The sequence below is a fragment of the Brevibacillus sp. RS1.1 genome, assembly GCF_013284365.1.
GTDB classification, from domain to species: Bacteria; Bacillota; Bacilli; order Brevibacillales; family Brevibacillaceae; genus Brevibacillus; species Brevibacillus brevis_D.
Genome location: NZ_JABSVA010000005.1, coordinates 40,521 through 66,336, shown reverse-complemented (window position 1 = coordinate 66,336; position 25,816 = coordinate 40,521). Strand labels below are relative to the sequence as shown.

26 protein-coding genes are annotated in these 25,816 nt (G+C 49.2%); 24 read left to right on the top strand and 2 right to left on the bottom strand.

What is annotated here, in order from left to right; all coding sequences use genetic code 11:
- Positions 1 to 13 precede the first annotated feature (13 nt).
- A complete protein-coding gene (locus HP570_RS17455; protein WP_173626555.1) occupies positions 14 to 1,543 on the top strand; it encodes a tripartite tricarboxylate transporter permease in 1,530 nt (509 codons plus the stop codon).
- Positions 1,530 to 2,555, top strand: a complete 1,026-nt coding sequence (locus HP570_RS17450) for a Bug family tripartite tricarboxylate transporter substrate binding protein (RefSeq protein ID WP_173626554.1) — start codon at positions 1,530 to 1,532, stop codon at positions 2,553 to 2,555. The genes HP570_RS17455 and HP570_RS17450 overlap by 14 nt, the downstream gene beginning before the upstream one ends.
- 57 nt (positions 2,556 to 2,612) lie before the next feature.
- Here HP570_RS17450 and HP570_RS17445 read toward each other — a convergent pair whose 3' ends face one another.
- Positions 2,613 to 3,086 carry a GNAT family N-acetyltransferase gene (locus HP570_RS17445; protein WP_015892881.1) on the bottom strand — a complete coding sequence of 158 codons (474 nt, stop codon included), beginning with the start codon at positions 3,084 to 3,086 and terminating at the stop codon, positions 2,613 to 2,615.
- 400 nt (positions 3,087 to 3,486) lie between these two features.
- Here HP570_RS17445 and HP570_RS17440 point away from each other — a divergent pair, with 400 nt between their 5' ends.
- The 4 genes from HP570_RS17440 (at position 3,487) to HP570_RS17425 (ending at position 6,306) form a co-directional block, all read left to right on the top strand.
- The gene (locus HP570_RS17440; RefSeq protein WP_015892880.1) at positions 3,487 to 4,257 is read left to right on the top strand and encodes a 3-hydroxyacyl-CoA dehydrogenase; all 771 of its coding nucleotides are present in this window, start codon (positions 3,487 to 3,489) and stop codon (positions 4,255 to 4,257) included.
- Between the two features lie 45 nt (positions 4,258 to 4,302).
- Positions 4,303 to 4,833 carry a MarR family winged helix-turn-helix transcriptional regulator gene (locus HP570_RS17435; RefSeq protein WP_015892879.1) on the top strand — a complete coding sequence of 177 codons (531 nt, stop codon included), beginning with the start codon at positions 4,303 to 4,305 and terminating at the stop codon, positions 4,831 to 4,833.
- A gap of 97 nt (positions 4,834 to 4,930) precedes the next feature.
- On the top strand, positions 4,931 to 5,407 hold the full coding sequence (locus tag HP570_RS17430; RefSeq protein WP_173626553.1) for a hypothetical protein: 477 nt from the start codon (positions 4,931 to 4,933) through the stop codon (positions 5,405 to 5,407).
- 32 nt (positions 5,408 to 5,439) lie between these two features.
- The gene (locus HP570_RS17425) at positions 5,440 to 6,306 is read left to right on the top strand and encodes an SDR family oxidoreductase (RefSeq protein WP_173626552.1); all 867 of its coding nucleotides are present in this window, start codon (positions 5,440 to 5,442) and stop codon (positions 6,304 to 6,306) included.
- Here HP570_RS17425 and HP570_RS17420 read toward each other — a convergent pair.
- The gene (locus tag HP570_RS17420; RefSeq protein WP_173626551.1) at positions 6,303 to 8,897 is read right to left on the bottom strand and encodes a winged helix-turn-helix domain-containing protein; all 2,595 of its coding nucleotides are present in this window, start codon (positions 8,895 to 8,897) and stop codon (positions 6,303 to 6,305) included. The two genes, HP570_RS17425 and HP570_RS17420, sit on opposite strands and share 4 nt — an antisense overlap.
- Before the next feature lie 238 nt (positions 8,898 to 9,135).
- Between HP570_RS17420 and HP570_RS17415 the strand changes: the two genes are divergently transcribed.
- The 18 genes from HP570_RS17415 to HP570_RS17335 all read left to right on the top strand — a co-directional run bounded on the left by HP570_RS17415 (position 9,136) and on the right by HP570_RS17335 (position 25,755).
- Positions 9,136 to 10,203 (top strand): CapA family protein, encoded by a 1,068-nt coding sequence (locus tag HP570_RS17415; RefSeq protein ID WP_173626550.1) that lies wholly within the window; start codon positions 9,136 to 9,138, stop codon positions 10,201 to 10,203.
- 183 nt (positions 10,204 to 10,386) lie between these two features.
- Entirely contained in the window at positions 10,387 to 10,806 is a 420-nt protein-coding gene (locus HP570_RS17410) for a MerR family transcriptional regulator (RefSeq protein WP_173605085.1), read from the top strand.
- On the top strand, positions 10,799 to 11,176 hold the full coding sequence (locus HP570_RS17405) for a carboxymuconolactone decarboxylase family protein (RefSeq protein WP_015892873.1): 378 nt from the start codon (positions 10,799 to 10,801) through the stop codon (positions 11,174 to 11,176). Before HP570_RS17410 ends, HP570_RS17405 begins: the two co-directional genes overlap by 8 nt.
- Positions 11,177 to 11,191: 15 nt before the next feature.
- Complete coding sequence (locus HP570_RS17400; protein WP_172141087.1) at positions 11,192 to 11,917, top strand: metal-dependent hydrolase; 726 nt, start codon at positions 11,192 to 11,194, stop codon at positions 11,915 to 11,917.
- 40 nt (positions 11,918 to 11,957) lie between these two features.
- The gene (locus HP570_RS30070; protein ID WP_375138859.1) at positions 11,958 to 12,059 is read left to right on the top strand and encodes a DUF5710 domain-containing protein; all 102 of its coding nucleotides are present in this window, start codon (positions 11,958 to 11,960) and stop codon (positions 12,057 to 12,059) included.
- 59 nt (positions 12,060 to 12,118) lie between these two features.
- Entirely contained in the window at positions 12,119 to 12,505 is a 387-nt protein-coding gene (locus HP570_RS17395; protein WP_173626549.1) for a VOC family protein, read from the top strand.
- 646 nt (positions 12,506 to 13,151) lie between these two features.
- Complete coding sequence (locus tag HP570_RS17390; protein WP_254495352.1) at positions 13,152 to 14,099, top strand: phosphotransferase family protein; 948 nt, start codon at positions 13,152 to 13,154, stop codon at positions 14,097 to 14,099.
- A gap of 241 nt (positions 14,100 to 14,340) precedes the next feature.
- The gene (locus HP570_RS17385; RefSeq protein WP_173626548.1) at positions 14,341 to 16,089 is read left to right on the top strand and encodes an ABC transporter substrate-binding protein; all 1,749 of its coding nucleotides are present in this window, start codon (positions 14,341 to 14,343) and stop codon (positions 16,087 to 16,089) included.
- A gap of 86 nt (positions 16,090 to 16,175) precedes the next feature.
- Positions 16,176 to 17,132, top strand: coding sequence for an ABC transporter permease (locus tag HP570_RS17380; protein ID WP_015892865.1), 957 nt, complete (start codon positions 16,176 to 16,178; stop codon positions 17,130 to 17,132).
- A gap of 13 nt (positions 17,133 to 17,145) precedes the next feature.
- Positions 17,146 to 18,072, top strand: a complete 927-nt coding sequence (opp4C, locus tag HP570_RS17375) for an oligopeptide ABC transporter permease (RefSeq protein WP_173626547.1) — start codon at positions 17,146 to 17,148, stop codon at positions 18,070 to 18,072.
- A gap of 296 nt (positions 18,073 to 18,368) precedes the next feature.
- Positions 18,369 to 19,355, top strand: a complete 987-nt coding sequence (locus HP570_RS17370) for an ABC transporter ATP-binding protein (protein ID WP_173626546.1) — start codon at positions 18,369 to 18,371, stop codon at positions 19,353 to 19,355.
- Complete coding sequence (locus HP570_RS17365) at positions 19,345 to 20,310, top strand: ABC transporter ATP-binding protein (protein WP_309139203.1); 966 nt, start codon at positions 19,345 to 19,347, stop codon at positions 20,308 to 20,310. The genes HP570_RS17370 and HP570_RS17365 overlap by 11 nt, the downstream gene beginning before the upstream one ends.
- Before the next feature lie 330 nt (positions 20,311 to 20,640).
- A complete protein-coding gene (locus HP570_RS17360) occupies positions 20,641 to 20,835 on the top strand; it encodes a YezD family protein (RefSeq protein ID WP_016740347.1) in 195 nt (64 codons plus the stop codon).
- 36 nt (positions 20,836 to 20,871) lie between these two features.
- Positions 20,872 to 21,153, top strand: coding sequence for a DUF2325 domain-containing protein (locus HP570_RS17355; protein ID WP_015892860.1), 282 nt, complete (start codon positions 20,872 to 20,874; stop codon positions 21,151 to 21,153).
- A 223-nt stretch (positions 21,154 to 21,376) separates the two neighbouring features.
- Positions 21,377 to 23,020 carry a peptide ABC transporter substrate-binding protein gene (locus HP570_RS17350; RefSeq protein WP_173626544.1) on the top strand — a complete coding sequence of 548 codons (1,644 nt, stop codon included), beginning with the start codon at positions 21,377 to 21,379 and terminating at the stop codon, positions 23,018 to 23,020.
- 71 nt (positions 23,021 to 23,091) lie between these two features.
- Complete coding sequence (locus HP570_RS17345) at positions 23,092 to 23,994, top strand: serine hydrolase (RefSeq protein WP_173626543.1); 903 nt, start codon at positions 23,092 to 23,094, stop codon at positions 23,992 to 23,994.
- A gap of 152 nt (positions 23,995 to 24,146) precedes the next feature.
- Complete coding sequence (locus HP570_RS17340) at positions 24,147 to 24,866, top strand: 3'-5' exonuclease (protein WP_173605076.1); 720 nt, start codon at positions 24,147 to 24,149, stop codon at positions 24,864 to 24,866.
- Positions 24,867 to 24,891: 25 nt separating this feature from the next.
- On the top strand, positions 24,892 to 25,755 hold the full coding sequence (locus tag HP570_RS17335; RefSeq protein ID WP_173626542.1) for a GNAT family N-acetyltransferase: 864 nt from the start codon (positions 24,892 to 24,894) through the stop codon (positions 25,753 to 25,755).
- Positions 25,756 to 25,816 lie beyond the last annotated feature (61 nt).

Below are 25,816 nucleotides of genomic sequence, written 5' to 3'. Positions count from 1 at the left end.
GCATGATAAGGAGGTGCTGATCATCGAGACGTTCCAATTACTACTGGCTGGTTTTGCTTCAGCCCTCGCGCCGGAGCATCTGCTCATGGCAGCACTCGGTGCTCTTATTGGCACCTTTGTAGGCGTATTGCCCGGTCTCGGTCCCACTTCTGCCATCGCGATTCTGCTTCCGGTGACAGCCGTACTGGAGCCGACACAAGGGATGATCATGCTGGCAGGGATTTATTACGGTGCCATGTACGGCGGTTCGACGACTGCCATTCTGCTCAATATCCCGGGGGAGCTATCGTCAGTCCCCACGTGTTTGGATGGCTATCCGCTCGCGAAAAAAGGGAGAGGTGGGCCGGCATTGGGGATATCCGCACTGGCTTCGTTTGGTGCAGGGGTACTGGGCGTAATCGGCCTCGTTTTTTTCGCTCCGATTCTGGCAGATCAAGCCTTAAAATTCGGACCGCCTGAATACTTTGCGCTGATGATTTTGGCTCTCACGCTGATGGTTAGTCTATCAGGAGGATCATTGGTCAAATCGTTTTTGATGGGGGCATTCGGCTATACGCTCGCTCTAGTTGGACTGGGGCCCTCTTCGGGCATGCCGCGCTTTGATTACGGCGTCCCCGTATTGGTCGGCGGTTTTGACATGATTAGCATCATTATCGGGTTGTTTGCGATTACGGAAGTCCTCAAAGGGATTGATGAAAAACGCACAGCTACCCTGCTTGGCAAGCCAGGGAGTGTCTACCCGAAAAAGGAAGACCTGAGAGTAAGTGCTGGGCCTATGCTGAGGGGCGGGATTATCGGCTTTTTTCTTGGATTGCTGCCAGGCTGTTCGGCTGCGATCACGTCGTTTTTGGCGTACGATATGGAGAAAAAGCTATCGAAGCATCCCGAGAAGTTTGGTCAGGGAGCGATCGAGGGGGTAGCGGCACCAGAGGCAGCGAATAATGCGACGAGCAGTGCGGGCTTCATCCCACTGTTTTCGCTCGGGATTCCTTCCTCACCGCCACTGGCGATTTTGTTGGCAGGCTTGATGATCTATGGATTGACGCCAGGCCCTGTTTTGTTTGAACAAAATGCCAGCTTTGTCTGGACGGTCATCGCTTCGATGTTCGTGGGGAATGCGATGCTTCTCGTGCTCAATCTCCCGATGGTATGGGTGTGGGTCAAATTGACGAGGGTACCGTATGGCATCATGGCTCCAATCATCCTGATGTTCTGCACGATTGGGGCATACAGTGTGCGGAACAGCATGTTTGATGTGTGGGTAGCGTTTTTGTTTGGCGGACTTGGGTATGTTTTCTCCAAATATAAATGGCCCGTTGTTCCGCTGGTGTTGTGTTTCATTTTGGGACCTCTTCTGGAAGAATCCTTCATTCAAACGATGGCGATGGGCGCGGGTGATTTCAGTATTGTTTTGTTTCGGCCTCTATCGTTGACCATCTTGCTGGTAGCTGGAGCACTCTTGATCATCTCTATGATGCTGAACCGCCGGACACAGCAACGGCTGAAAGAAGAGCGGGACAGGGGAGTAGATGTCGTCGCGTAGGGAGGAAGAGTCATTGAAAGGGTATAAACAATGGGCAGCTGTCATCCTGTCGTTACTTTTGGCGGCAGCCGTTAGCGCATGTGGAAATCAAGGTGCAGCCGAGTCGGCTTATCCTTCGAAGCAGGTGGAGTATATCGTGCCGTATTCTGCCGGGGGCGGAGTCGATCTCGTAGCCAGAGCGGCAGCAGATTATTTGAGCAAGGAATGGGGGCAGCCCATCGTCGTCGTCAACAAGGCGGGAGGTGGTGGGGCGGTAGGAGCGGAGTATGCTTTAAAGCAAGCCAAAAACGATGGTTACACAGCGCTTGCTGTCAATGTATCCAATACGACGATGCTCGCTGCCGGGATGAAAACACCGCCGATTACAAACGAGGATCAAGTCTATACAGCCAGAATTGGCAAAGGGACGCTTGCTTTTGCTGTGAAAGCCGACGCATCTTGGAAAGATTTCGCTGAATTTTCCGCGTGGGTTCGTGCGAATCCGGAGCAGTTAACATGGACTTCTGTAGGGCCAGCAGGTTTTTCCGCTTTTGGGGTAGCAGAGTGGTTGGATGTGATTGGGGCTGACTTCGCCCAGACGAGAATGATCGTGACGAAAGGCGCCTCCGACTCCGTCCCGAAAGTCGCTGGAGGGCACGCGATTTTGGCGGTGCATACAGTGGGGGAGATCATGCCGATGCTGAAAGCGGGCAAGGTCAAAATCCTCGCCGTATCCGGTGACACGCGAAGTCCGTTCCTGCCTGACGTTCCTACTGCGGAGGAGCAAGGGATTCAAGGCTTGTCGGTTTTCTGGTGGACGGGAGTGTCTTTTGCCAAAGGAACGCCAGCGTCGATTATCCGCAAGTGGGAAGAAGCGATTGCCAAGATGGAAAAAGACCCAGCCTTTTTGCAAAAGCTGAGTGAAATCCATGTGGAGCCGGCATATGCGGTAAGTGAAGCATTTACGAAGGAAACACAAGCAGAAACGACATACTATTTGGAATTGGCGACCAAGAAGGGCATTCGAAAATAAGGGCGATAAAAGAAAATAGGGAGAATGGCCTGTAGCTGTTCTCCCTTTTCCATCTATCTATTTAGGTATCCGTTTTTCGTACCTGAATTTATAAAAACCATTTGTTGCGTTTGGCTCGGTCTCGCCGACCTTTTTGTAACCGCATTTCTCGTAGAAGTGTTGGTTGCGCACCGCTTCATAGCCAGTATCGAGCGTCCACTTTTTGATGTGTGGATACGCGGCCTCCATGAACTGCATGGTTTGGCTTCCGATACGCAGGTTTTGCTTATCAGGATCGACATAAATGATCCCCAGCTCCAAATGCTCATGGTCGACTGGAATGAGGCAAAAACCGCCGACGATCTGGTCATCCAGCAAGATCGTATAGTAATGGGCCTTTTGCATGAATAAAATATGCTGGTCAGGCTGGTCATGTCCGGCAGGGCCCTCTCCGTACTTTTGGACGTCTTCTGCGAAGCAGCGAGTGGCAATTTGGGTGAGTTGTTCCGCGTTCGCGGGGACAGCCTTTTTGAAAAAAACCATAGGACTCATGAGATCATCTCCAGTTCGTCTGACTACTTCGAAATAGGGTGTATGTATGATTAGTAAAATTCTCCTATATAGCAGACGGATGAACCCACAGAATGGTTACCTACTTATTTTAGGCATGAAGCTTTCTAACGGTCCTCTCTCGAACTAATGTCCGGTTTTTACCCATGTTTTAAACCAGCGAGATAAAGCAATATTCCGGTCACAAATAAAAACAAGCTGGATAAGCACAACTGTCCTTTGCCCGGACACAGCTGTCTCACACCTGTCTGGATTTGAGAAGGTGCAGACTGCTTGTCGCTTCGGAAAAACCACGTGCGACAAGGGGGAGCTCGGTTGGTATCCAACTTGCAGAGCTTTTTTCTGAATGTGGATGCAATAGCAGAGGAAGGGAGAGAATGGCTTGGATATGCGGGAAGTGGTTGCCATTGTAACAGGTGGTGCTTCCGGTTTGGGAGAAGCCGCTGTGAGGAATGTAGTTCAACACGGGGGAAAAGTAGCCATTCTTGATTTGACGGTGGAGAAGGGGCAAGCGCTGGCGAATGAGTTGGGGCGCGAGAATGCTTTGTTCGTGCATACCGATGTTATTAGTGAGGCGAGTGTAAGGGAGGCCATTGATCAGGCTGCTGGCACATTCGGTACGATTCACGCTGTGGTCAACTGTGCGGGGATTGGTTTGGCACAAAAAACGCTGTCGAGAAGCGGTCCACATCCACTGGAATCCTTCAGCAAAGTCATTTCAGTCAATCTGATCGGTACTTTTAATGTTATTCGGTTGGCGGTGGAGCAAATGGTAGGAAACGAGCCGAACCAACAGGGGGAGCGAGGTGTCATCATTAATACCGCATCGGTGGCGGCTTTTGAAGGACAGGTGGGGCAGGTTGCCTATAGCGCCTCCAAAGGCGGAATTGTAAGTATGACCCTGCCGCTAGCAAGAGATCTGGCTTGGTATGGCATACGCGTGATGGCGATTGCTCCAGGGCTATTTGACACGCCGATGTTCGATCAGCTCCCGCGCTCTGAAAAAGCAGCGTTGGGTGCGACTGTTCCTTTTCCCGCTCGCATGGGTGACCCGAAAGAATACGCGATGCTCGTGAACAGCATCCTCACCAATCCGATGTTGAATGGAGAAACGATCCGGCTGGATGGGGCAATCAGAATGGCACCGAAATAGAGGGGACGTGTTGACAGGAAAATAGTTAGGTGCCATACTATATTCATGACAAACCATTCAAACGGAAGAAAACAAGAAGATGCGATCCCATCGCTAGTTCAATCGCAACGCCAGATTGACCGGTATGGACTCGATGTTGATGCACAAGCTATACTCGTCGCCGCCAGGCTGATGGAGGCAGGAGCTAAGCTAGGGCATGCGGCAGAAATACATTTTGCCAGATTCGGCTTATCAACGGGACGATATCGGTTGTTGGCAGACCTTGAAGATAACGGAGGGGAAGTACTGCCGTCACAATTGGCAGAGCATCTGGGTGTAACACGTGCAACTGTTACCGGTCTGATCGACATCCTCGAGCGCGACGGCCTAGTCTCACGACGAGCGAGTGCAAAAGATGGCAGGCAAAAATCGGTCATGTTAACGGAGCTCGGGGCTAGTAAGCTGCGTGAAATGGCGCCTGAGCACTTTGCGAGATTGGAAGCGATGGTCGGATTGCTCAATACTCAGGAGCGCAGCGTGTTTCTCGACCTGCTAGGCCGCGTGACACAAGGCATCTCGGCACTGACAGAAGAATAGTAAGCAGTAAAGCGGGCTAGGCAGCTAGCCCATTTTCATCCTTATATAGTTAGGTTCCTAATTACTTATTCAGAACAAGGGAAAGGAGGTGAAAAACATGCATGATCCTGCAAAATCGGCAGGTGTTTATCCGATCAAGAGGGCAAGTCCCGAGCGGAAATTGTTTATTTTATGGCGAGAGGTCGTCATGGCTTATTTGTCTCCTGCAATCATGGCGAGCATTGGAGGATGGATTACTGCTGACAAAGGGCTGCAAATAGGAGCATTGACCACGATTGGCGGAACATCTGCATTGATTGCCGCACTGCTTGGACGATGGTTACAGAGCCAAGGTATACATAAACGCTGGGTCACCCACACGCCTCATTTGGCGCTGGTAGCGGTTATGGGGATGACAATGGCGGTGATCGGTCTGTTGGCAGCATGGCTAACAACGGAGTTACTCGTCATCGTTGCTCCCGGTGAATCGTTAGCTTGGCTAAGCCGTGTCTGGATCGACTTCCCGCTATCAGCGATAATCGCTAGCACGTTAATCACATGGCGGTGGCGTAGTGCCATCAGCCATGACCAATAAAAATGGAATCAGTTACGGAGGAGAGATAGATAATGATCGTAGTTATGGGAGCGACAGGAACCATAGGACGTGCACTTTTGAAACGATTGATAGAGCTTGGTGTCCCAACTCGGGCATTGAGCAGAACACCGGAAAAACTTCAGATGCTAATAGGAGAGCAGGCAGCATCTACAGTGGAAGTCGCAGCAGTGGAAGCTTCTGACCCTGAATCATTGCGCCGAGCGTTCGCAGGTACGAATCAGCTTTTCCTTTCCCTTTCAAACAGTCCCGATCAGGTCGAGCTGGAAACAGCGATGATTCGCATAGCGACTGAGGCTGGAATCCAACACATTGTGAAAATATCCAGTCCAGCCTACGACGAAAAGGCGCCAGTCGCCGTAGCGAGATGGCACCAGGAAATCGAGAGAACATTATTAGAATCGGGTATGAAAAATACTGTGCTTCGACCGTACGCCTTTATGCAGAATCTGCTCCGTTTCGCACCGACAATTCAGACGCAACATGTTTTCTTCGGTGCGATGGGCGAAACAGCCTGCAACTTTATCGATTGCCGGGATATCGCCGATGTTGCCGCAGAGGCATTGACCCATCCCGAAAAAGCAGGTCGTGTATACACACTGACGGGTTCTGAGGTTTACAGCTATTCGCAAATTGCGAGCAAGCTGTCCGAGCTGCTTGACCGCCCGATAACGTACATCAACAAGGATAGCGAAGCACTCCGACGTGATCTGATGGAGTACGGAAACATGCCGGAGTGGCTCGCCAGTCATGTCGTTGAAATTCAAGCTATGTCAGTAGCGATCCCGGAAAAGCCGACAGACGATGTATGGCGTGTCCTCGGCAGAGAACCTCGCCAGCTGGACGCTTTTCTGCAAGAACATAGTGAAAAATTCCGTTAATCAACAGGGCTATTTTCTAACAGCGAAATTTCTTGGGCTTTCAGAAGAGCTTGAGTGCGATTGGTGACGCCGAGCTTGCCATATATCCGATGCAAATACACCTTGACGGTCCCGAGCGTATTCCCTAGCTCATCGGCGATCATCTTGTTGGATGCTCCTTCGGCCAGCATGGAAAGGATAATCATTTCTTTTCCGGTTAGCGGCTCGATCAAAGGAGCTTTTCTTTTCTCCATTTTCTTAGGGAAAAGAGATAGCAGCTGATTGACGTACGCAGCCGATACGGACGGACCAGGCTGTTGGGATCGTTTTTTCAAGCGTAGCTGGTAATCGTGCAAGAGGTGAGACATCGCCGTACCTTCGTCCAGAAAGCTTCGGACGTAGCAGTTGTTTCCGCCAATCAAGAGTGCTTCGTGGAGGAAAACCAGTGCTTCTTTTTTGTTGCCGCACTGCTGGTGGGCGAGCGCTTGCAGAATGGCGATGTCTACTTGGCTGATCAACAGCTCCTCGCGAATACTGGATGGCTTTAGGATCGTTAAAATACGTAAGGCTTCCTGCTCCTGCTGCTGGGCGAGAAGCAAACGGACATAGGTCAAAACCTCTAATTCTCTCTGAATGCTAGGCTGATTCAAAATGGGAGGGGGAAGCTTGGACAACTCCGTTTTTGCCAAAGCAATGTCCCCTTCCTGGATTGCGATGTGTGCGAGAAATGCTTGTAATGGGTTTAACCAATAAGAACCACCCCAGCTTGTGACCGTCTCCCGTGTCTCTGAAATGATTTTTCGTGCCGCAACAAAATTCCCCTCCACTAGCTTGTGCTTGGCGGAAGTCAACGCATAGGGGACGAGCAGGCCAGGTATTTGTTTTTGAAGTGCGACTAAACGAACTCGCTGAAGATGATCGAGGCTTTCTTCCAGCCTGTTTTCTTCATACAGCCCCTCCGCCAACGCCTGAATGGTGTACAGGTTGATCAAAGAATCCTTCCAGCCATGAGCTTCGAGTATGCTGGAAAAATGCTTGCCGACAGCCTCTGTTTGATCGGACAGCATCCCTTTTAACCCGAATCGCGTACGGCGAATAAACGGCTCAGTCGTGTTGTAATTAAAATGGTAAAACAACGGACTCTCTGGCAACTCGCCACTTAACTGTGAAGAACTGGCAATCCAGCTCTCAAAATCTCCGGTTGCAAACACTAGATTCGCTCGCACAAAAAACAGCCCGCTCAAAAACTGTTGATGCTCCGTCGAGTCTTCCAGGCTCGCAGCGCTTTGCTCCAATTGGGTGAGGGCAAGCTCTGCCCGATCCGTAAAACCGCAAGCAACCAAGAGGAACACATAGATCAGGCGAAAAAGTGGTGAGAAATGGTTTTCGTGATCAGGGATGCTGTCGAGCGTTCTGAGAAAGCTGGAAAACTCGCCGCGTTGGAGCAGTACCGGAATATGTTGCGCAAGGAAGCTTGCAGCCAGTGTATAATCGGCAGCGGCAATCGCATGATCGATCGCTTCGTCCATCATTCCACGCTCCGCATAGCTCTCACTGGCTAGCCGATGCAACTTACGTGCTTCTCCGGGAGCCGTCTGCTCCAATTGACTGCGCAAAAAATCGGCAAACAAGTGATGGTATCGATACCACGTCCCATAATCATCCAGCGGGATTAAAAAAATGTTTTGGCGGTGCAAGCGGGTCAGCATTTGTTGGCACTGGGGCAGGCTGGTCAGAGCTTGGCATACGTGAGCGTCCATTTTCGCCAGCACAGAGGTTTTGAGCAAGAAGCTGCGCTCCTCTTCCGGAAGTCGCATGATTACCTCATGAAACAAATACTCCGAGATATTGCGATGAGAGCCAGTAAATCCGGCGAAAAATTGATCGTGATTCTCCGTATTCACGAGTGAAATAGCTGCGAGCTGCAAGCCGGCGATCCAGCCCTCCGTACTTTTCACCAGCTGTTCAATTTGCGTTTCGGTCAGAGGTAAATCGTGAACCTGCCGGTAAAAGCTATCTGTCTCTTGATAACTGAAAAGAAATTGTCCTGCCTCAATGTGACATACTTCATGGCGTACGTTCCATCTGACTGTAGAAAAAGGCAACGTGTTGCGACTGGCGATGTACAGATGGACGTGACTGGGGACATATTCCAAAAAATAAGCCAAGCTGTTGTGAATCGTCTCATCCGAGATTACGTGATAGTCATCGAGAATGATAGCAAGTGGCTGTGTCGTAGCTGCGAGTTCATTGAGCAGAGAATCGATGAAGGTAAAGATCGAGGTATGACTGGTTGCCTTCATGGCTGGTTCCATTCGCTCGGAGAGTTCAGCGAATCCAGATTCGGACAGCGTAAATACGATGTATCTCCAAAAGCGAATCAGGTCATTATCCATCTCATCGAGTGAGAGCCATACGGTGGAACCGCCGTACTGATGAGCCCATTGACTGAGCAAGGTCGTTTTTCCGTAACCGGCTGGGGCGTACAGTGTGGTTAGTCGGCATTGTAGACCAGCGTCCATTTTTTGCAGCAGTCGGCTCCTGTGAACGCTATTCGACCGAACGGCGGGCATAGCTGTTTTGGTTTTCAGCATAATGGAATGATGGAGCATGTTTATACCGTCCTATGTATTAGAATTTTATGTGTCCATTATACTTGTAATCGGCAAAAATCGACATTTGGAAAAATTAGGAATATTTTGACTTGAGGAGCAGGCCCCAAACCGCCATCTTTTGCATGCCCGTCACTTTTCGGCGAGAAATTTCCACGGAAGCCAGACATGCTTCAACAGGCTTCACATCCCGCCGCTTCTAGAATGGAAGCAAAAAAGAGAAGTGGGCGAAAGAGGCATGAAGATGAGACGATGGAAACACGCTGTAATGGTGGTAGCTACATGGATACTCTGTGTTGCGATGGGAACGGAATCTTCTGGCGCCGTCCAGGCGAGCAGCGAAGGGGAGTTACAGGAGCAGGATTCCATTCAGGTAGCGTTTGTCGGGGATATGATATTCGATAAGAGCGTCGGGAATCAGATCGGACGGTACGGCGTAGATTATCCGTTTCAAAAAACCGCCGATTTTCTCAAGCAGGCAGACCTGACGATTGGCAATCTGGAGACACCAGTCAGTACGCGGGGACGTCCGGAGAAAAAGGAATATACCTATCGTGCGAAGCCAGAGTCGTTGAAGGGGCTCGTGAACGCGGGCATCGACGTGGTCAACCTGGCGAATAATCACTCGCTGGATTACGGAATGGACGCGCTCACTGACACGATGGAGCATCTGAAAAAGGCAAAGATCGGTTACGTGGGGGCAGGGAAAAACGAGGAAGAAGCATTCGCTCCCTACATCCAAACGATCAAGGGAAAACGCGTGGCAATCATCGGGATCAGCCGTGTCCTTCCAAATGAGCGCTGGTATGCGCGAAAAAACAAGCCAGGTCTCGCGCATGCTTACTCGTATGAGCCAATGCTGTCCTATGTAAAAAAGGCAGTGGCAGAGTCAGACATTACGATAGCGGTCATGCACTGGAATCAGGAATATAAGGATTACCCAGAACCATATGCGCGTGAGATGGCGAAAAAGCTGATCGACAGCGGTGTGGATGCCATTGTCGGGTCGCATAGCCATTCGATTATGGGCGTTGAGTTTTATAAAAAGGCGCCGATTTACTACAGTGTAGGGAATTTTGTGTTTACCACCTCGCGCAATCCGAAAGGTCGCGAAGCCATGATGGTCCAACTGACCTTTTCAAAAGACGGGAGCAAGAGCCGCGTAATCCCGGTGAAGCTCACGAACGGTCAGCCTGCTCCGATGGACGAGAAAAACAAACAGCGGATCATCGATAAGCTCAACCGCATTTCCTATGGGGCGAGCATATCCGAAAAAGGGGAAGTAACCGAGTCTAAGCCTCAATAGCGAGTCGTCGCATCATTTCTCTGCGTGTGAAAAAACATTAACTAAGACAGGCGTTTGCCTGTCTTTTTCGACTCCAAAAATAACGTTTTTGACTGAATGGGTTAAGCAAACTGGTAACTTGACTTAGAGTCAACTCAAAGGTGTAAGATTGGACCAAGTCGACAACAGAAGGAGCTCCTCGAAATGAATATTAAAGAAGTTGCGGAAAGAACCGGACTTTCTGCACATACCATTCGATTTTATGAAAGAAGTGGGTTATTTCCTAAAATAAAGAGATCCCAAAATGGAATACGCGAATTTAGGGATTCTGATGTAAACTTTCTTATTTTCATGGCAACTCTCAAAAAAACAGGGATGTCACTTGAAGATATTTCGGAGTTCACAAAAGATGGCTGCATACTTGAACGTTTGGAATCCGGGGAGATGCCCAAAGAACCAGTTAGGAATCGACTTTCGATTCTTATGGATCATCGGAATAAGTTGCTCGAACAACAACGAAATATTGAATTATTTATAAATGCTGTAACTCAAAAAATTTCATTTTATGAGAGTTACATTGAAGGTACAGATAACAATGAAGTGGAGGATTTTAAAGATGGCTGAAATAAGGTATGAAGTCGGTTCACAAGTAATGAATCAGGTTGTCGGAGAATCTGGTGTTCATACTCGCGAGTTTTTGAAAGGAATCGCGCCTGACTTTGAACGTTTTTTAGTTGAATTCCCATTTGGGGACATCTATAGCCGACCAGGCTTGGACTTGAAATCTCGTGAGATTGCGACCGTTGCAGCCTTAACCGCTCTTGGGTACGCAATTCCTCAACTGAAAGTTCATATTAACGGTGCCTTAAATGTTGGATGGACAAAAGAAGAGATCATGGAAATAATGATGCAAATGGCCGTTTATGCTGGTTTCCCCGCCGCTTTAAATGGACTGAATGCAGCTAAGGAAGTTTTTACAGCTAGAAATTTATAAAAGGGGAGTATCAACATGTTAAACCGAAATATTTCTTTTACCTGGATTGGTTTTGGCGGATTTTATATAGAAACATCTGGAAATAAAAAAATACTTATTGATCCATGGATTAAAAACAATCCCTCCTGTCCCGAAACGATTAAAAACATAGAAAAAGTAGATTACATTTTTTTAACACATGCACATCGAGATCATGCTGAAGATGTCGTTTGGCTTGCGCAAAAAACAGGTGCCAGCGTATTGGCAGGCTGGGAACTGGCTTTTATTCTCCAGAAAAAAGGTGTTCAAAATATCGTTGCCATAAATAAAGGTGGAACTCGACAATTTGAAGATATAGCTGTTACTGCTGTACATGCAGACCATTCCTCGGCTTTCGTTGATGGTGATCAGATTCTCTATGGCGGGGAGCCTATGGGGTACGTAATCAAATTCGAAAATGGATACACTGTCTATCACGCTGGGGATACAAACGTATTTGGTGATATGGCTCTAATTGCTGAATTATACGTTCCAGACCTGGCACTATTGCCTATCGGTGATGCTTATACGATGTCCCCCCGAGAGGCTGCTAAGGCAGTCCGCCTGCTAAATATAAAAAATGTTATACCGACACATTTTGGCGTATTTGATTTTTTAACTGGTCGGCCAAGCGAACTCTCTGCTTTGCTTTCTGATGTTAAAGATTTAACAGTTTATGATATAAGTCCTGGTGATACTATTTTTATCAATCACGATAAATGAGAAAGAGAGATAGTATTCAGTTAAGGATGTTATAACGGCAATGACTTTAAACAATCCCTTTGTTGAGAAAGACTATGCAAAGAGTCCGGGGGCTAAATGGGACCTTGAGAAAAAAGTATGGTATATCCCGGATGGGGCATAGTTATGCATATTTGAGGAATGGGCAGAATGGAGGTGTATAACATCACGAAAAGGGAGTGATTGTCAGTGCAAGCTATCACTACGTTTTTCATGTTCCACGGCCAAGCGGAAGAAGCGATGAAGTTTTACACTTCTATTTTTGATCGCTCCGAAATCAAGCAGATCATGCATCACGAGAATGGACAAGTCCTGCACGCTACGTTCACCTTAAAAGACCAGACCTTCATGTGTATCGACAATACGAACGGTGACTATCATGCCTTTACTCCGGCGATTTCGTTGTTTGTGGACTGCGATACGGAGGAAGAGGTTGATCGGGTTTTCGGACAGCTTTCCGCAGATGGACAAGTACTCATGCCGCTCGGGCAATATCCGTTCAGTGAAAAGTTCGGATGGGTTCAAGATCGTTACGGATTATCATGGCAGATTCATTTACCGAAAAGATGATATTGAAAAGCCGGTACACCTCTTGGTAATAAACGCTGCTGTAGTGGGGGGAAGAAGCGAATTTCCAGTCTACGCTTCGGCCTACGCCCCCGCAAGGGGTATGCACTGTCCGCTTCGGAAAAAATGGAGGGAGCGCTTCAAACGTAGAAGTTTCGAGGAGGTCATTCATAAGTGAAGCTTAAATTCCCCTCCATTTTTTCCTACGCTGAGATGGGCTCCAGAGGCGCTTGGACTGGAAATTCGCTTCTTCCTACGTAGCTTTTATTCATTCGTTGAAAGTGGTTCTGAGATGATTTTTTCTAACTGAGTGGATCTTTTTGAAGCTTGCCCTGTGTTAACATGCAAAACGTTTTAAACCTACGAAAGAATCTACAGCTTTCCGGAAGCACTGTCACATGTTTGGAAGGAGACCGCCCGAACGAAGAGAGGATACAGGCGACTGGAAAACATGTGGCAGGGCTTCTCCGACCACAATCGATGGAATACATCTTTTTTTCAACATCATCATCAACTGACGAAAACTACGTAGCCAACGATAAATGCTTCGCACATGTCCAATCCTTTTTTACAGAAATAGAATCGTACATTGATATAATGAAGGTAGGACTGTATAGATAATCAGACAGTGGAGAATAAAGGGGGAAACATGATGGATGAGAAATGGACGCACCTGGTACATAACATGAACCCGTCTGCCAAGCTCCTCCGTGCATGGGAGCTAAAAGGAGGGATTTCTGCACAGGTCACAGCGCTTGAAATGGAGATTCCTGACGGCAAGAAGAAAATAGTAGTCGTCCGCGAGCATGGTCAGGCTGACCTCAAGCGAAATCCGCAGATTGCATCAGATGAATTCAAACTTTTGCAAATACTGAAGTCCGCTGACTTGCCGACTCCAACGCCCTATCATCTCGAAGCATCCAGCGAGATATTTCCCACACCGTGCCTTGTCATCGAATTCATAGAAGGCCAGACAGTCACCAAACCAGCCGACTTATCCAGCTATCTAAAGCAAGCAGCTGAGGTGCTGGTTCGCATCCATTCGGTAGACGCTTCTAGGCTGGCTGGCACTTATTTGCCGAAACAAGAAGAAGCGATAACGGAAAAGCTCTACAAAAGACCTGCGATCCTGGACAAATCATTGGATGAGGGACTCATTCGCGAAGTGCTGGAGTCCGTTTGGCCGCTACGTCAAGCGAATGCAGCATCGCTTTTGCATGGCGATTTCTGGCCGGGAAATACGATGTGGAAGGAAGAGAAGCTGGCTGCAGTTATCGATTGGGAGGACGCTGCGACAGGCGACCCCTTGTCTGATCTCGGCAATGCCAGACTGGAGGTTTTGTGGGCATTTGGAGTGGAGGCCATGAATGATTTTACCCTTTGCTATCAATCTGGCAGCAAGACACTCGATTATACCCAGCTTCCGTATTGGGATTTGGTTGCTGCACTGCGGCCAGCCTCGAATCTATCTGATTGGGGATTGGAAAAGAGTGTGGAGAAAACCATGCGCGAGCGACATTCTCTATTCGTGATGCAGGCATTTGAAAAACTAGGCATTCCGTATAAAAGACATGCCACTTATGAGAGCCTCGAATAATCGGGGCTTTTTTTCTGTGAAAAACGTCTCGACGTTTTTCATAAAGGTGGATGCGACCGCTTGCGGTCAACAAAACGGTCATGACCGTTTTGTTTGGAAAAAAATGTTGACCGTTCAGGTGTAGATACCTATAATCTAATTCATAGTAAACATGTAGGAATTATAAGTTATTATCTTTTGATCCGACCGGACCACCGGAGGAACGGTTTCACTGAGTGAGTGCATATGAAGGAGGATCACCATGAAAAAAAGGCTTTCGCAAATCATTTCAACTTTACTGCTAGGGACGCTCCTGGTCACAGGGTGCAGCTCAGAAGGCAGCGCGCCAGCTACCTCGGCACAAACGGCAGCTCCGTCGGCAGATGCAACAGCACCTGCTGTCAGCAAGGTGCAAGACATAAAGGACGGCATCAATTTGGCTACGGATTTATCCAAGCTACCGGAAGCAGCAGCCAAAAGGACCGATACATTCATTGCGGGACTGACAGAGCCGGGCGGCGTGTTTAACCCGTTTTTTTACCACAACGGCTACGATGGCAACGTCACCTCAGCCATTTTCGAATCACTGGTGGATGTCGATGCGACAGGAAAGCCAGTACCCAAGCTCGCGGAAAAGTGGGATGTATCACCTGACCAGCTTACGTATACGTTCCACCTGAGACCGAATCTGAAATTCAGCGATGGTTCACCGCTGACGGCAGAGGATGTAGCCTTTACACTGACGATTCTGCACGACAAAACGTACGACGGCGAAACGGACATTTTCGTAGCAAGTATCAAGGGTGGGCGAGAATACAAGGAAGGAAAAGCGAACACCATCGAAGGGATCAAGGTGATTGATCCACAGACGCTCCAGATCACGACGGAGAAAGTGAACGCCAAATCTCTCGTCCTGTTAGGCGGGCAGGTGCTCTCCAAAGCGTACTACGGAAAGGAGTACAAACCAGGCAATTTGGAGTATCTCCGCACCTTACACGGCAAGCCATTGGGAGCTGGACCTTATAAATTGGAAGCGTACATTCCTGGTCAAGAAGTCCGCTATCTCGCAAACGAGCACTATTACAAGGGCAAGCCGCAGGTTGAGCACTTTATCTACAAGACGACAGAGGGCGACGCTCTGCAATTCATCCAGACAGGGGAAATGGATTACAACTCCTTTACCGTCAACTCGGATAACATTGAGCAGCTGCAAGAGCTGGGATATGTGAATATCAATCTGTACACATCCAGCGCTTATTCGTACATCAAGTTCAATCATTCCAAGCCATTTTTCAAAGATAAGCGCGTCCGTCAAGCCTTCATTTACGGACTGGATCGCCAAAAGATTCTGGATCTGACCTACCAAGGATACGCGCAAGTCGCCAATGTACCGATCAGCCCTGTTTCCTGGGCCTATACGGAGGACGTTAATCCGTACGCCTACAATCCGGAAAAGGCGAAGCAGCTCCTGGATGAAGCGGGCTGGAAGCCGGGCCCGGACGGAATCCGTGAAAAAGACGGACAAAAGCTGATCGTGCATTACTACACGACAAAAGGAAAGCTGGGAGAAGTTCTGATCCCGATTGCCAAAGAAAACTACAAAGAGATGGGCATCCAGTTTGAAGCAGAAATGATGGACTACAACGCCGTATTGGCACGGACGGAAAAAGGCGATCACGACCTCGCTTCGTTCTCAACCACGATGCTGATCGATCCAGATGACGGTGTAGACGCCTTCTCGACGAAAAAGGGCAAGAGCGGATTTACCGGAACGAATGGCTACTCCAATGCCAAAGTAGACGAATTGCTGGAAGCAGGTCTATCTACGCTGGACATCGAGAAGCGCAAAGCAATCTACAAAGACCTGTACAAAGAGTTGAGCGATGACCCACCGTACATCCTCCTCGGCTACCGCAAAATTTTGTCTGCGCACAACGGCAAGCTCAAGGGCTTGGAGCCGAATCCGTTCACGGGCATTTCGACCAGCCTGCCTGGAATCAAAATCGAGTAACAAGTTCGAGTAACTGACTCACGAATGTTGTGCCCGGCCCTGGGGCTGGGCTTTCTTTTTTCCCCAAGCATGAAAGGAGGCAAACGATGACGTCCTACTTCCTGAAAAGGGTCTTTTACATGGCATTGACGCTCTTCGGCGCATCCATTTTGATTTTTTTCCTGTATGCCCTAACGCCCGGTGATTTCGTCGATACGAGTCTCAAGCTAACAGCCGAACGAAAGCTGGAGCTAAAAGCGATGTACGGGCTGGATAAGCCTGTCGTCGAACGGTATTTCATCTGGATGAAAAACGCCCTCCAAGGCGATTTTGGTTATTCCCTGCAATACCAGCAGCCGGTGATGTCGCTGCTAAACGATTACATCTGGAATTCGTTTTTGCTGGCGATTACCTCCACCTTTTTTACATGGCTGATCGCGATCTCGATCGGAGTTCTGTCTGCTGCAAGGCAGCATTCCTGGTTCGATGCGCTCGTGACGATTGGTGTTTTTGCTGCGATGTCGCTGCCTGTCTTTTTCGTTGGGCTGCTGTTTATTAAGTTGTTTGCCGTCGATGCCAAGCTGTTTCCCGCAGGGGGCATGATGATGATCGGCAGCAAGGAAACAGGGCTCACCTATGCGTGGGACGTGGTTCAGCATATGTTTTTGCCTGTGACGGTGCTAACTTTGCTGAGCGTGGGGACACTGACCCGCTATTTCCGCACGAACATGCTGGAGGTCATTCAACAAGACTTCGTGCGCACGGCCCGGGCAAAAGGGCTGAAGGAAAAAGTCGTTCTGCACAAGCACGCGCTGCGCAATGCGCTCCTGCCTGCCATTACACTGCTAGGCTTTGAGCTGCCAGCTCTGTTTGGTGGGGCGATCATCACGGAAAAAATCTTTAACTGGCCCGGTGTCGGACAGTTGTATATGCAGGCGTTTTCTGTACGGGACTACCCGCTCTTGATGGGCTTTACGATGTTCCTGGCGATTCTCACCGTCATCGGAAACTTATCTGCTGATTTGCTGTACAGAGTGGCCGACCCACGGGTTCGGTTGAAATAGGAGGGAAAAAACGATGGCATCAACGGTAAGTGAAGTAGCGGAGGTGACGAGACCGGAGCAGGTAACGTTGCGTTCTTCCTTGTGGCACGAGGCGTTTTTGCGACTGAAAAAGAAGCGTCTGGCCATGGTAGGACTTGTGTTTTTACTCGTCATGGCAGTGGGATGCTTCATCGGTCCGTTTTTTTCTCCGTATGCATCCGGCAAGATTAATACGGCCTTGATCAACAAGCCGCCAAGCTTCTCCCATTGGCTCGGGACGGACAGCTTGGGCAGAGACATTTTGACGCGATTGATGCAGGCTGGCCGAATCTCATTGACAGTCGGCATTGCTTCCATGGTGCTCTCCGTTTCCATTGGCGCCCTTCTCGGGGCACTGGCTGGCTTTTACCGCGGATGGGTCGATCAAGTAATCATGCGCGTAGCAGATGTGCTCATGACCATTCCCGGTCTGCCGCTCTTGTTTATTATGGGTGCAGTCCTCTCCGAGTGGAAAATCCCGACCGACTACCGCATTTACATCGTCATGGTCATGCTGAGCCTGATCGGCTGGCCCGGCTTGGCACGAATGGTCCGCAGCCAGATGCTCACCCTGCGTGAAAGTGAATTCATGCAAGCAGCAGAAGTACTCGGTCTGCGCGACAGACGCAAGCTGTTCTTCCATTTGCTGCCCAATCTGACACCACTCTTGATTGTCGTTGCCACCTTGAACGTCGGTGGTGCGATCCTGAGCGAATCCGTATTATCGTACTTCGGCCTCGGAGTCGTCCCGCCAACCCCGACATGGGGCAATATGATGGATGCAGCGAATACCTTAATCGATTTTCAGAAAAGACCATGGCTGTGGGTTCCTCCGGGTATTGCTATTTTCGCTACTGTCATCTCGATTAATTTGTTGGGGGATGGATTGCGAGATGCTTTGGACCCGAAGCAGAAGCGTTGATGAGTTTTTGATATCACCCGTGAACCAACTTTCAAAATAAAGCAGCGTAGGGAGAAGTGATTTCCAGTCAAGCGCCTCTGGAGCCCATCCTAGCTTCGGAAAAAATGGCGGGGAATTTCAGCTTTTATTACATACAAAAACGCCTGCGCGTTTTCTGGTTTGAAGCGCTCCCTCCATTTTTTTGAAGCGGACAGTGAGTCCCTCTTGCGGGGCGTAGGCCGAAGCGTAGACTGGAAATCACTTCTCCCTCTCCACTACAGCTCCTTCAAATACACGAAAAGGCAGGTGAGCCAAGCATGAATGCTCTAGTCGAAATCCAAAATGTAAGCACCTACTTCAAGTCCGAACAAGGCGTGGTCAAAGCAGTCGATGCCCTCGATCTGCGTATCCATGAAGGAGAGACCGTATGCATCGTAGGCGAGTCAGGCTGCGGCAAAAGCGCGGCAGCCATGTCATTGATGGGACTAATCCCAGAGGCGGTAGGCAGTATCGTTTCGGGTGAGATATGGTTTGCAGGCCGTGATCTGCGAAAAGTTAGCAAAGAAGAAATGCGCAAGCTCCGCGGCAATGAGCTGGCCATGATTTTTCAAGAGCCGATGTCGTCCCTCAATCCCGTACTGACCATCGGTGAGCAAATCATGGAACCGATCATGGAGCATCAGGGCTTAAGCAAAAAAGTAGCCCAAGCACGAGCCATTGAACTGATCGAGCTAGTCGGAATCCCACGGGCAAAAGAAATCGCAAAATCATACCCCCATGAATTGAGCGGAGGCATGCTGCAACGCATAATGATTGCGATCGCAATATCCTGCAATCCGCGCCTATTAATCGCCGATGAGCCGACGACTGCTTTGGATGTGACCATTCAGGCACAAATTCTCGATCTACTTCGCAAAATCAAGGAGGAAGCCCAAACTGCGATTCTATTTATCACGCATGATCTGGGTGTTGTTGCGGAAATGGCCGATCAAGTGGTCGTGATGTACGCAGGGAAAGTGGTAGAGGTGTCTCCTGTCGTCGAGCTGTTTGAGGAGCCGAAGCATCCGTATACACAAGGCTTGCTCCGCTCCAAGCCTGTGTTGAATCAACGCAGAGCCAAGCTGTATTCCATCCCTGGTCAAGTACCGAATCCGACGACACTTGGTGAAGCCTGCTATTTTCTTGATCGATGCGATCAGTGCTTGGCCATTTGCCGGGTGAAGCAGCCGCCTTTGCGTGATGGGGGAGACGGTAGAAAGGTCGCGTGCTGGCTGTATGAGGAGGAGATCGCCGGTGGAAAATAATTTGCTGGAAGTGCGCCGATTGAAAAAATATTACCCGATTACCGGAGGGCTATTAGGCAGGACGATCGGCCAGATTAAAGCGGTGGATGACGTCAGCTTTTCGATTCAAAAAGGGGAGACGTTCGGGCTGGTCGGTGAATCCGGCAGCGGGAAAAGTACGACAGGTCGCACCATCCTGCGCCTCTTGGAAAAGACAGAGGGAGAAGTCCGCTTCCAGGGTATCGATGTGCACGCTTTAAATCGCCAAGAGCTCCGAGCATTGCGTCCACGGATGCAATATATTTTTCAAGACCCGTACAGCTCGCTGAATCCGCGCGTCCGAATCGGAGAAGCACTGGGAGAAGCGCTGGTTGATCACGGGCTGCTTCCACAAGCGGAGGTCAGGGAAAGAGTCTTAGAGGTCATGGATTTATGTGGATTGGCGCCCTATCATGTTGATCGGTATCCGCATGAGTTCTCGGGAGGTCAGCGTCAACGAATCGGTATCGCACGAGCCATTATGATGAATCCTGATTTTATCGTCGCGGATGAGCCAGTATCTGCTCTGGATGTGTCGATCCAAGCCCAAATCATCAATTTGTTTGCAGAGTTGCAGGAGCAAAGGAAGCTGACGTACTTATTTATTTCCCATGATTTGAGCGTCGTGGAGCATCTGTGCACGAGGATCGGGGTCATGTATTTGGGATCATTGCTGGAGCTGGCATCTCGTGATGAGTTGTTTTTGGAGCCGCTCCATCCGTACACCAAAGCATTGCTCTCCTCTGTGCCGCTCCCGATCCCAAAGTACAAGCGCGAACGCATCGTCCTGCAGGGAGACATGCCAAGTCCGGCGAATCCTCCGGCAGGATGCAAATTCCACACGCGCTGCCCGTATGTGAAAGACATTTGCCGACAGGAAATGCCTGCTTTTCGTGAGGTTAGCACGGACCGATTTGTCGCCTGCCATTTGGTGTAACGGGAATGTACGGGGGAACGAGGCATTGACCGACAGCAGAATCGTATGGTAATATTTTCATATCAAAGTAAATGCATCGGTTTTTATATAATTAGCTGATCGGTCGACCGAAAGCTCCCGCGAGGACAAAGACAACCAAGCTGTCTAGTTGCGCAGGGAGCTTTTCGTCAATCGAAGGAAGAAGGAAAATGAGGTGAGAAAAGCCTCTTGATGCCTAAACTGTTTGACATTGACAGCAGTCGGGATCAAGGGGTATTATCAGACTATAAAACATACTAAGTAGGTAGGAATAATGTGAATTGATTTTGACAAAAGAGGAAGGTGATCCCCGTGGCAAAGAATGAGATTTCCCTAGATGATCTCTTACTTGAGAAAATCGCACGCGCACTGGACGGTCTGGAATACGGCTCCATACATATTGTGGTTCACGATTCACAGGTCGTTCAGATTGAGCGAACGGAAAAATACAGACTCCCGGTGGAAAAGCCTGAGGCAAAGATTTCGCAAGCGCGGACCGGGAAATAGAAGAAAAAGCATGGGAAAAAGAGAGGAGGAAGGACTATGGCAGGCGTTCTTGTGGTTGGAGGAGATCGGGTAGGAGAAATCGAGAGCTTGTTGCAGAACAAAGGGTTCCAGAATGTCTATCACGTATCAGGTCGCAAAAAATCCGATGTGAAGGCGACGATTCCTTCTGATACGGAGCTTGTTCTTGTCTTTATTAACTTCGTGAGTCACAGCTTGAGTAAAAATATAAAGAAGCTGGCGAAGCAAAAGCATGTCCCGATCGTTTTTTGCCGGCGGTCATGTGATGCGGTAGCCATTTATGAACCAGCAATAAGCTAGAGAGGACCGCCCCCATATGCGCGAATGAATAGAAGTATTCAAGGATGAATACTTCTTTTTTGCGTGACAGAGACTATTGGTAGAAACTTGTCGGACCGACTCCGGTAAAAGTATTCCGCAGAGAATAAAACTAACAAAAGAACAACCGAAAACACGAATGGCATAGAATTTGCAGAATATTTATTCAATAATCAGATATCCGACTCAAACAAGGGGGTACAGCATGAAAAGACCAGTTGTCATGACAATTCTCTTCGTTTTGCTTACGGGACTATTTGCAGGCTGTAGCAGCGGCAATACGCCGACTCAAACCACACCAGACAAGCAGCAGCAAACAACGCCAGCACAGCAGGCAAATGTGCAGACTGCGGCAGAGCAGACGTTACACATGAATGCTGCCGAGCCTGAAACACTTGATTCAGGCATGTCCAACGATGTGATTTCTGGTGCCTTCATCCGTTCGCTATACGACGGGCTCGTTCGATTGGACAAGGATGGCAAGCCAGTCCATTCCGTTGCATCCGACATTCAAGTATCGGCGGACAAAAAGGTGTACACCTTTACTTTACGCGACAGCAAATGGAGCAATGGTGACCCGGTTACGGCTCAAGACTTCGCCTTCGGCTGGATGCGCGTGCTCAATCCGAAGACAGCCAGCGGCTCCGCCTACAAGTACTATCCAATCAAAAATGCCCGTGCCTTTTACGAAGGAAAGGCGAAAGCAGAGGATGTCGGCATTAAGGTCGTCAATGACAAGACACTGCAAGTCACCTTGGAAAACCCTACTCCTTACTTCCTGACACTTGCGACCTTCTACTATCCGGTCAATCAAAAGGTGGTAGAAGCCAATCCCGATTGGGCGAAAAAGCCCGATTCCATCGTGACCAATGGGCCGTTCAAGCTGGTGAACTGGCAGCATAAAAACAAAATTGAGCTGGAGAAAAACGAGCACTATTGGGACAAAGACGTCGTGAAGTTTAACGAAATCGAGTTTTCCATGATCGAAGATACGAATACCGAGCTGGAGCTGTTCAATAGCGGCGAGCTGGATTGGGCAGGCGGCCCGATTAGTGGACTACCTGCGGATGCCATTGGACCGTTGCGCGACGAAGGCAAGCTGCAAACCATGAAACGTGCGACTAACTACTATCTCTTGTTCCAGACACAGAAGCCGCCATTTACGAATAGCAAAATCCGCAAAGCATTTGCCTACGCGATCAACCGTAGTGACATTGCTGAAAACATTGGTCAGGCTGGACAGACTCCCTTGATGGGCTTCGTCCCACTTTCCGCTTCTCTAAAGCCGGAGGGATATTTCAAGGATAACGATGTGGAGACGGCGAAACAGTTATTGACAGAAGGAATGAAGGAGATGGGTATCACTAAGCTGCCCGAAATCACCTACCTTTACAATACCTCCGACCTCAACAAGAAGATTGCCGAAGCGTTGCAGGCGCAATGGAAGCAAGCTCTCGGTGTGGACGTCAAGCTGATTAACAAAGAATTGAAGGTCATGTTTGACGATCAGGAGCAAGGGAAGTACATGATTTCCCGAACAGGTTGGACGGGAGATTACAACGACTCCGTCAACTTCCTGGAGCTGATGATGGAGAAGTACAGCTCCAATAACTCTACCTTCTGGTTTAGTGAGAAGTACGTAGAACTGGTGAAAAAGGCGTACGCCGAACCAGATGAGGCCAAACGCAATCAGTATCTGGTTGAAGCGGAGGGCATCCTGATGGAAGAAATGCCGGTCACGGGTGTGTACTCCAGTGTCAATTCATGGGTGCAAAATGAAAAGGTAAAAGGCATCACGGTCGATCCTTTGGGCTACATCGACTTCAAGTGGGGATACAAAGAACAATAGCACTGAAAAGAAATGGCCGATACGAAAATCCATGTGTGGGCCGTTTCGCGAGCGATGGGGGAGGAATTTTCATGACATGGCAGCAAGCAGTAGAAGACGTGCTAAAGGAAGCACCCGGTATTTTTGGAATCGCAGCTATGCATTTGGAAACAGGAGAGACAGCAGGACATCTGGATGAAGAGCTGTTTCAACTGGCGAGTGCATTCAAAATTCCGATCATGGTCACCATGATGCGCGAGGTGGAAGCAGGACGAATCCGTCTCGACCAGCGTGTGACACTGAAATGGGAGGATCGCGTGCCGGGGTCAGGCATTTTGCAAGAGCTGGATGCCGGAGCAGCCTTAACGGTCAAAGACTTGGCGACACTAATGACGATTGTCAGCGATAACTATGCGACGGACCAAATCCTCGAGCTGATCGGCGGCATCGACAAGGTGAATGAGCACATGCATGAGCTGGGTCTTTCGCAGATTCATTTGCGGCATAATTGCTGGGAGCTCCTCAACCACTGTGTAGGTATGAATGAGCCTGCACCTTCGCAGGCGGGGTTCGATGAGTTCATGCGACGGGAAGAGTCAGGCAATTACGAATTGCTCCACGATGTATCGATGCCTACCCGTGACAATAACGTAGCGACACCAGCCGAGCTGAACCGCCTGCTTATCATGATTGCGCGAAAAGAAATTCTCACGGAAGCCTCCTGCGAGCTGATGCTAGACATCATGCGACGTCAGCATTACAACAGTCGTCTGCCGTACTTGTTGCCAGAAGGAACAAAGGTCGCGCATAAGACAGGGACCGTCAATGCAGTCGTCAATGATGCTGGCATCATTTATTTGCCCGAAGAAAAAGGGATGATTGCGATCACTGCCTTATCACGCGATGTGACTGACACAGAAGCCGCAGAACTTACCATCGCCCGTGTTGCAAAGGCCATTTATGAGCAAGCGATAAGTGTACGTACAGCAGATTGAGTTACCATCAAGCGAAAGAGATAAACAAGGGTAGGAATCCGATGGGTTCTTATCCTTTTTCATTTCAATCAGGTAGCCCTTTTGTCTTTGTTTTGCTTTCTATACCCGATCCAAGCCATAATAGAGACAATACATACAGGATGTGATTACGCTTGCAGATCATTGTTTTTGACCTTGAAACGACACTGACTTATCAGAGAGACAAGATTCCAGAAATTATTGAGATCGGAGCGGCAAAAGTCGTACCCGGAAAAAATGGCGTGGAGGTCGACACATTTCAGCGCTATACCTTTCCAGCCATCGAGCGCCGAATCTCAGAGAGAACGCGTAAGTTCATCGGTCTCGATAAAGAGAACATGCCAACCTTTATCCCGTTTCGCCGGGCATTCGCAGAATTTCTGAAGTGGATTGGCAACGATTCTGAATACTACCTGTGCACATGGGGGCAAGACGACAAGCGGCTGATGATCGAGCATTGTGCGCGGTTCGGTTTGGACTTCAACTGGATGCGCAATTACAATGACATCCAGCCGCCAATTAGCCTGCTTTTGGCTGATCGCAAACAGATGAGTCTGAAAGAAGCGATCGACACGGCAGGAATCATCCAGGAGGGCAGGCTGCACTCGGCCTTGGTCGATGCTATCCACACAGCTCATTTGCTGATCAAATACAACAAGACCGTACACTTGAAAGAAAACACACCAGAAGAGAACTACAATTTGTCGAGCTCGTTGTACATTACGTGCCGGTCTTGCAAAAAAAGCAAATACTACACGGCTTTCGGACGAAAAAGCAGAAGGTGCGAGGCTTGCCTGCAACATCGCAAGAAGTTGGAAAAAGCCGCAGAAGCAGCAACTGTCCAGCAGAGCTAGCGGGAGAGAGCGGAGGAGTGCGTAGATGATACGACAAGCACAATCCAATGACAAAGAGTCAATCGTAACGATGATTGGCGAGGGGATGTTTTGGAGGACAGAAGAGATTGTTGATATCGTGGAAAAAGCTACGGTTTTTATCTGGGAGGAAAACGATCAAATCATCGGCTGCGGCACATATGATTTGAACTCCTCTGGAGAAGACGGGACAGCAGAAATATACGTCTATACACGACCAGACCATCGAAAGCGAGGAATCGGCTCCCGGCTGTTCGATCAGCTATGGCTGGACCTGCAACGGCACGAGGAGAAGCCGAGGGCAGTCATGGCCACCTATCGGGTAGATCACGGGCAAGGTGCTGATTTTTTTGCCAAGAGAGGCTTTGCTTCTATCTGGGGACATCATCTGATGAAATACACAGGAGAGATCGGGCCTGCGCCGACACTGGACGTACGAAAATTCTCGGAGTCTGATATGGATATGTACATTCAATCGCAGAGTGACGCCTACTATGAGGTACGCAAAGGCATCGATCTTCAGCCATACCGTTTGGCGGATTATCCTGAGAAAACGATGAACGCATGGAAAAGCTGGCTGCTGGGTGAGATGAGGGAGGACATTTATTTGTTCGAGCATGAGGGAGTATTCGTAGGCTCCTTGATCATCACAGGACATGGCGAAGTCTACGATGTATTCGTAGATCCCGTGCATCAAGGCAAAGGCTACGGCAAAGAGCTTGTCCGCTTTTTTGTGAACCAGACGCTGGAAAAGGGCTTGCAGCCGTATCTCGTCACAGGTACTCACAACGAATCCGCGATAGCGTTGTACGAACGGACAGGCTTCCAGATGGTTCAGACGACCACGACAGCGAAGAGAGACTTCGCATGATCATCATAAAAAAATGCCGCAGGGATTAGACCCAAGCGGCATTTTTCGTTGTGACCGATAA

Excerpts from the sequence above, each read along its gene's own strand:
- HP570_RS17355 (WP_015892860.1), top strand. The coding sequence starts at position 20,872 with ATGGCAGGCGTTCTTGTGGTTGGAGGAGATCGGGTAGGAGAAATCGAG.
- HP570_RS30070 (WP_375138859.1), top strand. The coding sequence starts at position 11,958 with ATGACTTTAAACAATCCCTTTGTTGAGAAAGACTATGCAAAGAGTCCG.
- HP570_RS17380 (WP_015892865.1), top strand. The coding sequence starts at position 16,176 with ATGACGTCCTACTTCCTGAAAAGGGTCTTTTACATGGCATTGACGCTC.
- HP570_RS17400 (WP_172141087.1), top strand. The coding sequence starts at position 11,192 with ATGTTAAACCGAAATATTTCTTTTACCTGGATTGGTTTTGGCGGATTT.
- HP570_RS17410 (WP_173605085.1), top strand. The coding sequence starts at position 10,387 with ATGAATATTAAAGAAGTTGCGGAAAGAACCGGACTTTCTGCACATACC.
- HP570_RS17435 (WP_015892879.1), top strand. The coding sequence starts at position 4,303 with ATGACAAACCATTCAAACGGAAGAAAACAAGAAGATGCGATCCCATCG.
- HP570_RS17385 (WP_173626548.1), top strand. The coding sequence starts at position 14,341 with ATGAAAAAAAGGCTTTCGCAAATCATTTCAACTTTACTGCTAGGGACG.
- HP570_RS17405 (WP_015892873.1), top strand. The coding sequence starts at position 10,799 with ATGGCTGAAATAAGGTATGAAGTCGGTTCACAAGTAATGAATCAGGTT.
- HP570_RS17430 (WP_173626553.1), top strand. The coding sequence starts at position 4,931 with ATGCATGATCCTGCAAAATCGGCAGGTGTTTATCCGATCAAGAGGGCA.
- HP570_RS17335 (WP_173626542.1), top strand. The coding sequence starts at position 24,892 with ATGATACGACAAGCACAATCCAATGACAAAGAGTCAATCGTAACGATG.
- opp4C (WP_173626547.1), top strand. The coding sequence starts at position 17,146 with ATGGCATCAACGGTAAGTGAAGTAGCGGAGGTGACGAGACCGGAGCAG.
- HP570_RS17445 (WP_015892881.1), bottom strand. The coding sequence starts at position 3,086 with ATGAGTCCTATGGTTTTTTTCAAAAAGGCTGTCCCCGCGAACGCGGAA.
- HP570_RS17415 (WP_173626550.1), top strand. The coding sequence starts at position 9,136 with ATGAAGATGAGACGATGGAAACACGCTGTAATGGTGGTAGCTACATGG.
- HP570_RS17345 (WP_173626543.1), top strand. The coding sequence starts at position 23,092 with ATGACATGGCAGCAAGCAGTAGAAGACGTGCTAAAGGAAGCACCCGGT.
- HP570_RS17425 (WP_173626552.1), top strand. The coding sequence starts at position 5,440 with ATGATCGTAGTTATGGGAGCGACAGGAACCATAGGACGTGCACTTTTG.
- HP570_RS17350 (WP_173626544.1), top strand. The coding sequence starts at position 21,377 with ATGAAAAGACCAGTTGTCATGACAATTCTCTTCGTTTTGCTTACGGGA.
- HP570_RS17420 (WP_173626551.1), bottom strand. The coding sequence starts at position 8,897 with ATGCTCCATCATTCCATTATGCTGAAAACCAAAACAGCTATGCCCGCC.
- HP570_RS17370 (WP_173626546.1), top strand. The coding sequence starts at position 18,369 with ATGAATGCTCTAGTCGAAATCCAAAATGTAAGCACCTACTTCAAGTCC.
- HP570_RS17450 (WP_173626554.1), top strand. The coding sequence starts at position 1,530 with ATGTCGTCGCGTAGGGAGGAAGAGTCATTGAAAGGGTATAAACAATGG.
- HP570_RS17390 (WP_254495352.1), top strand. The coding sequence starts at position 13,152 with ATGATGGATGAGAAATGGACGCACCTGGTACATAACATGAACCCGTCT.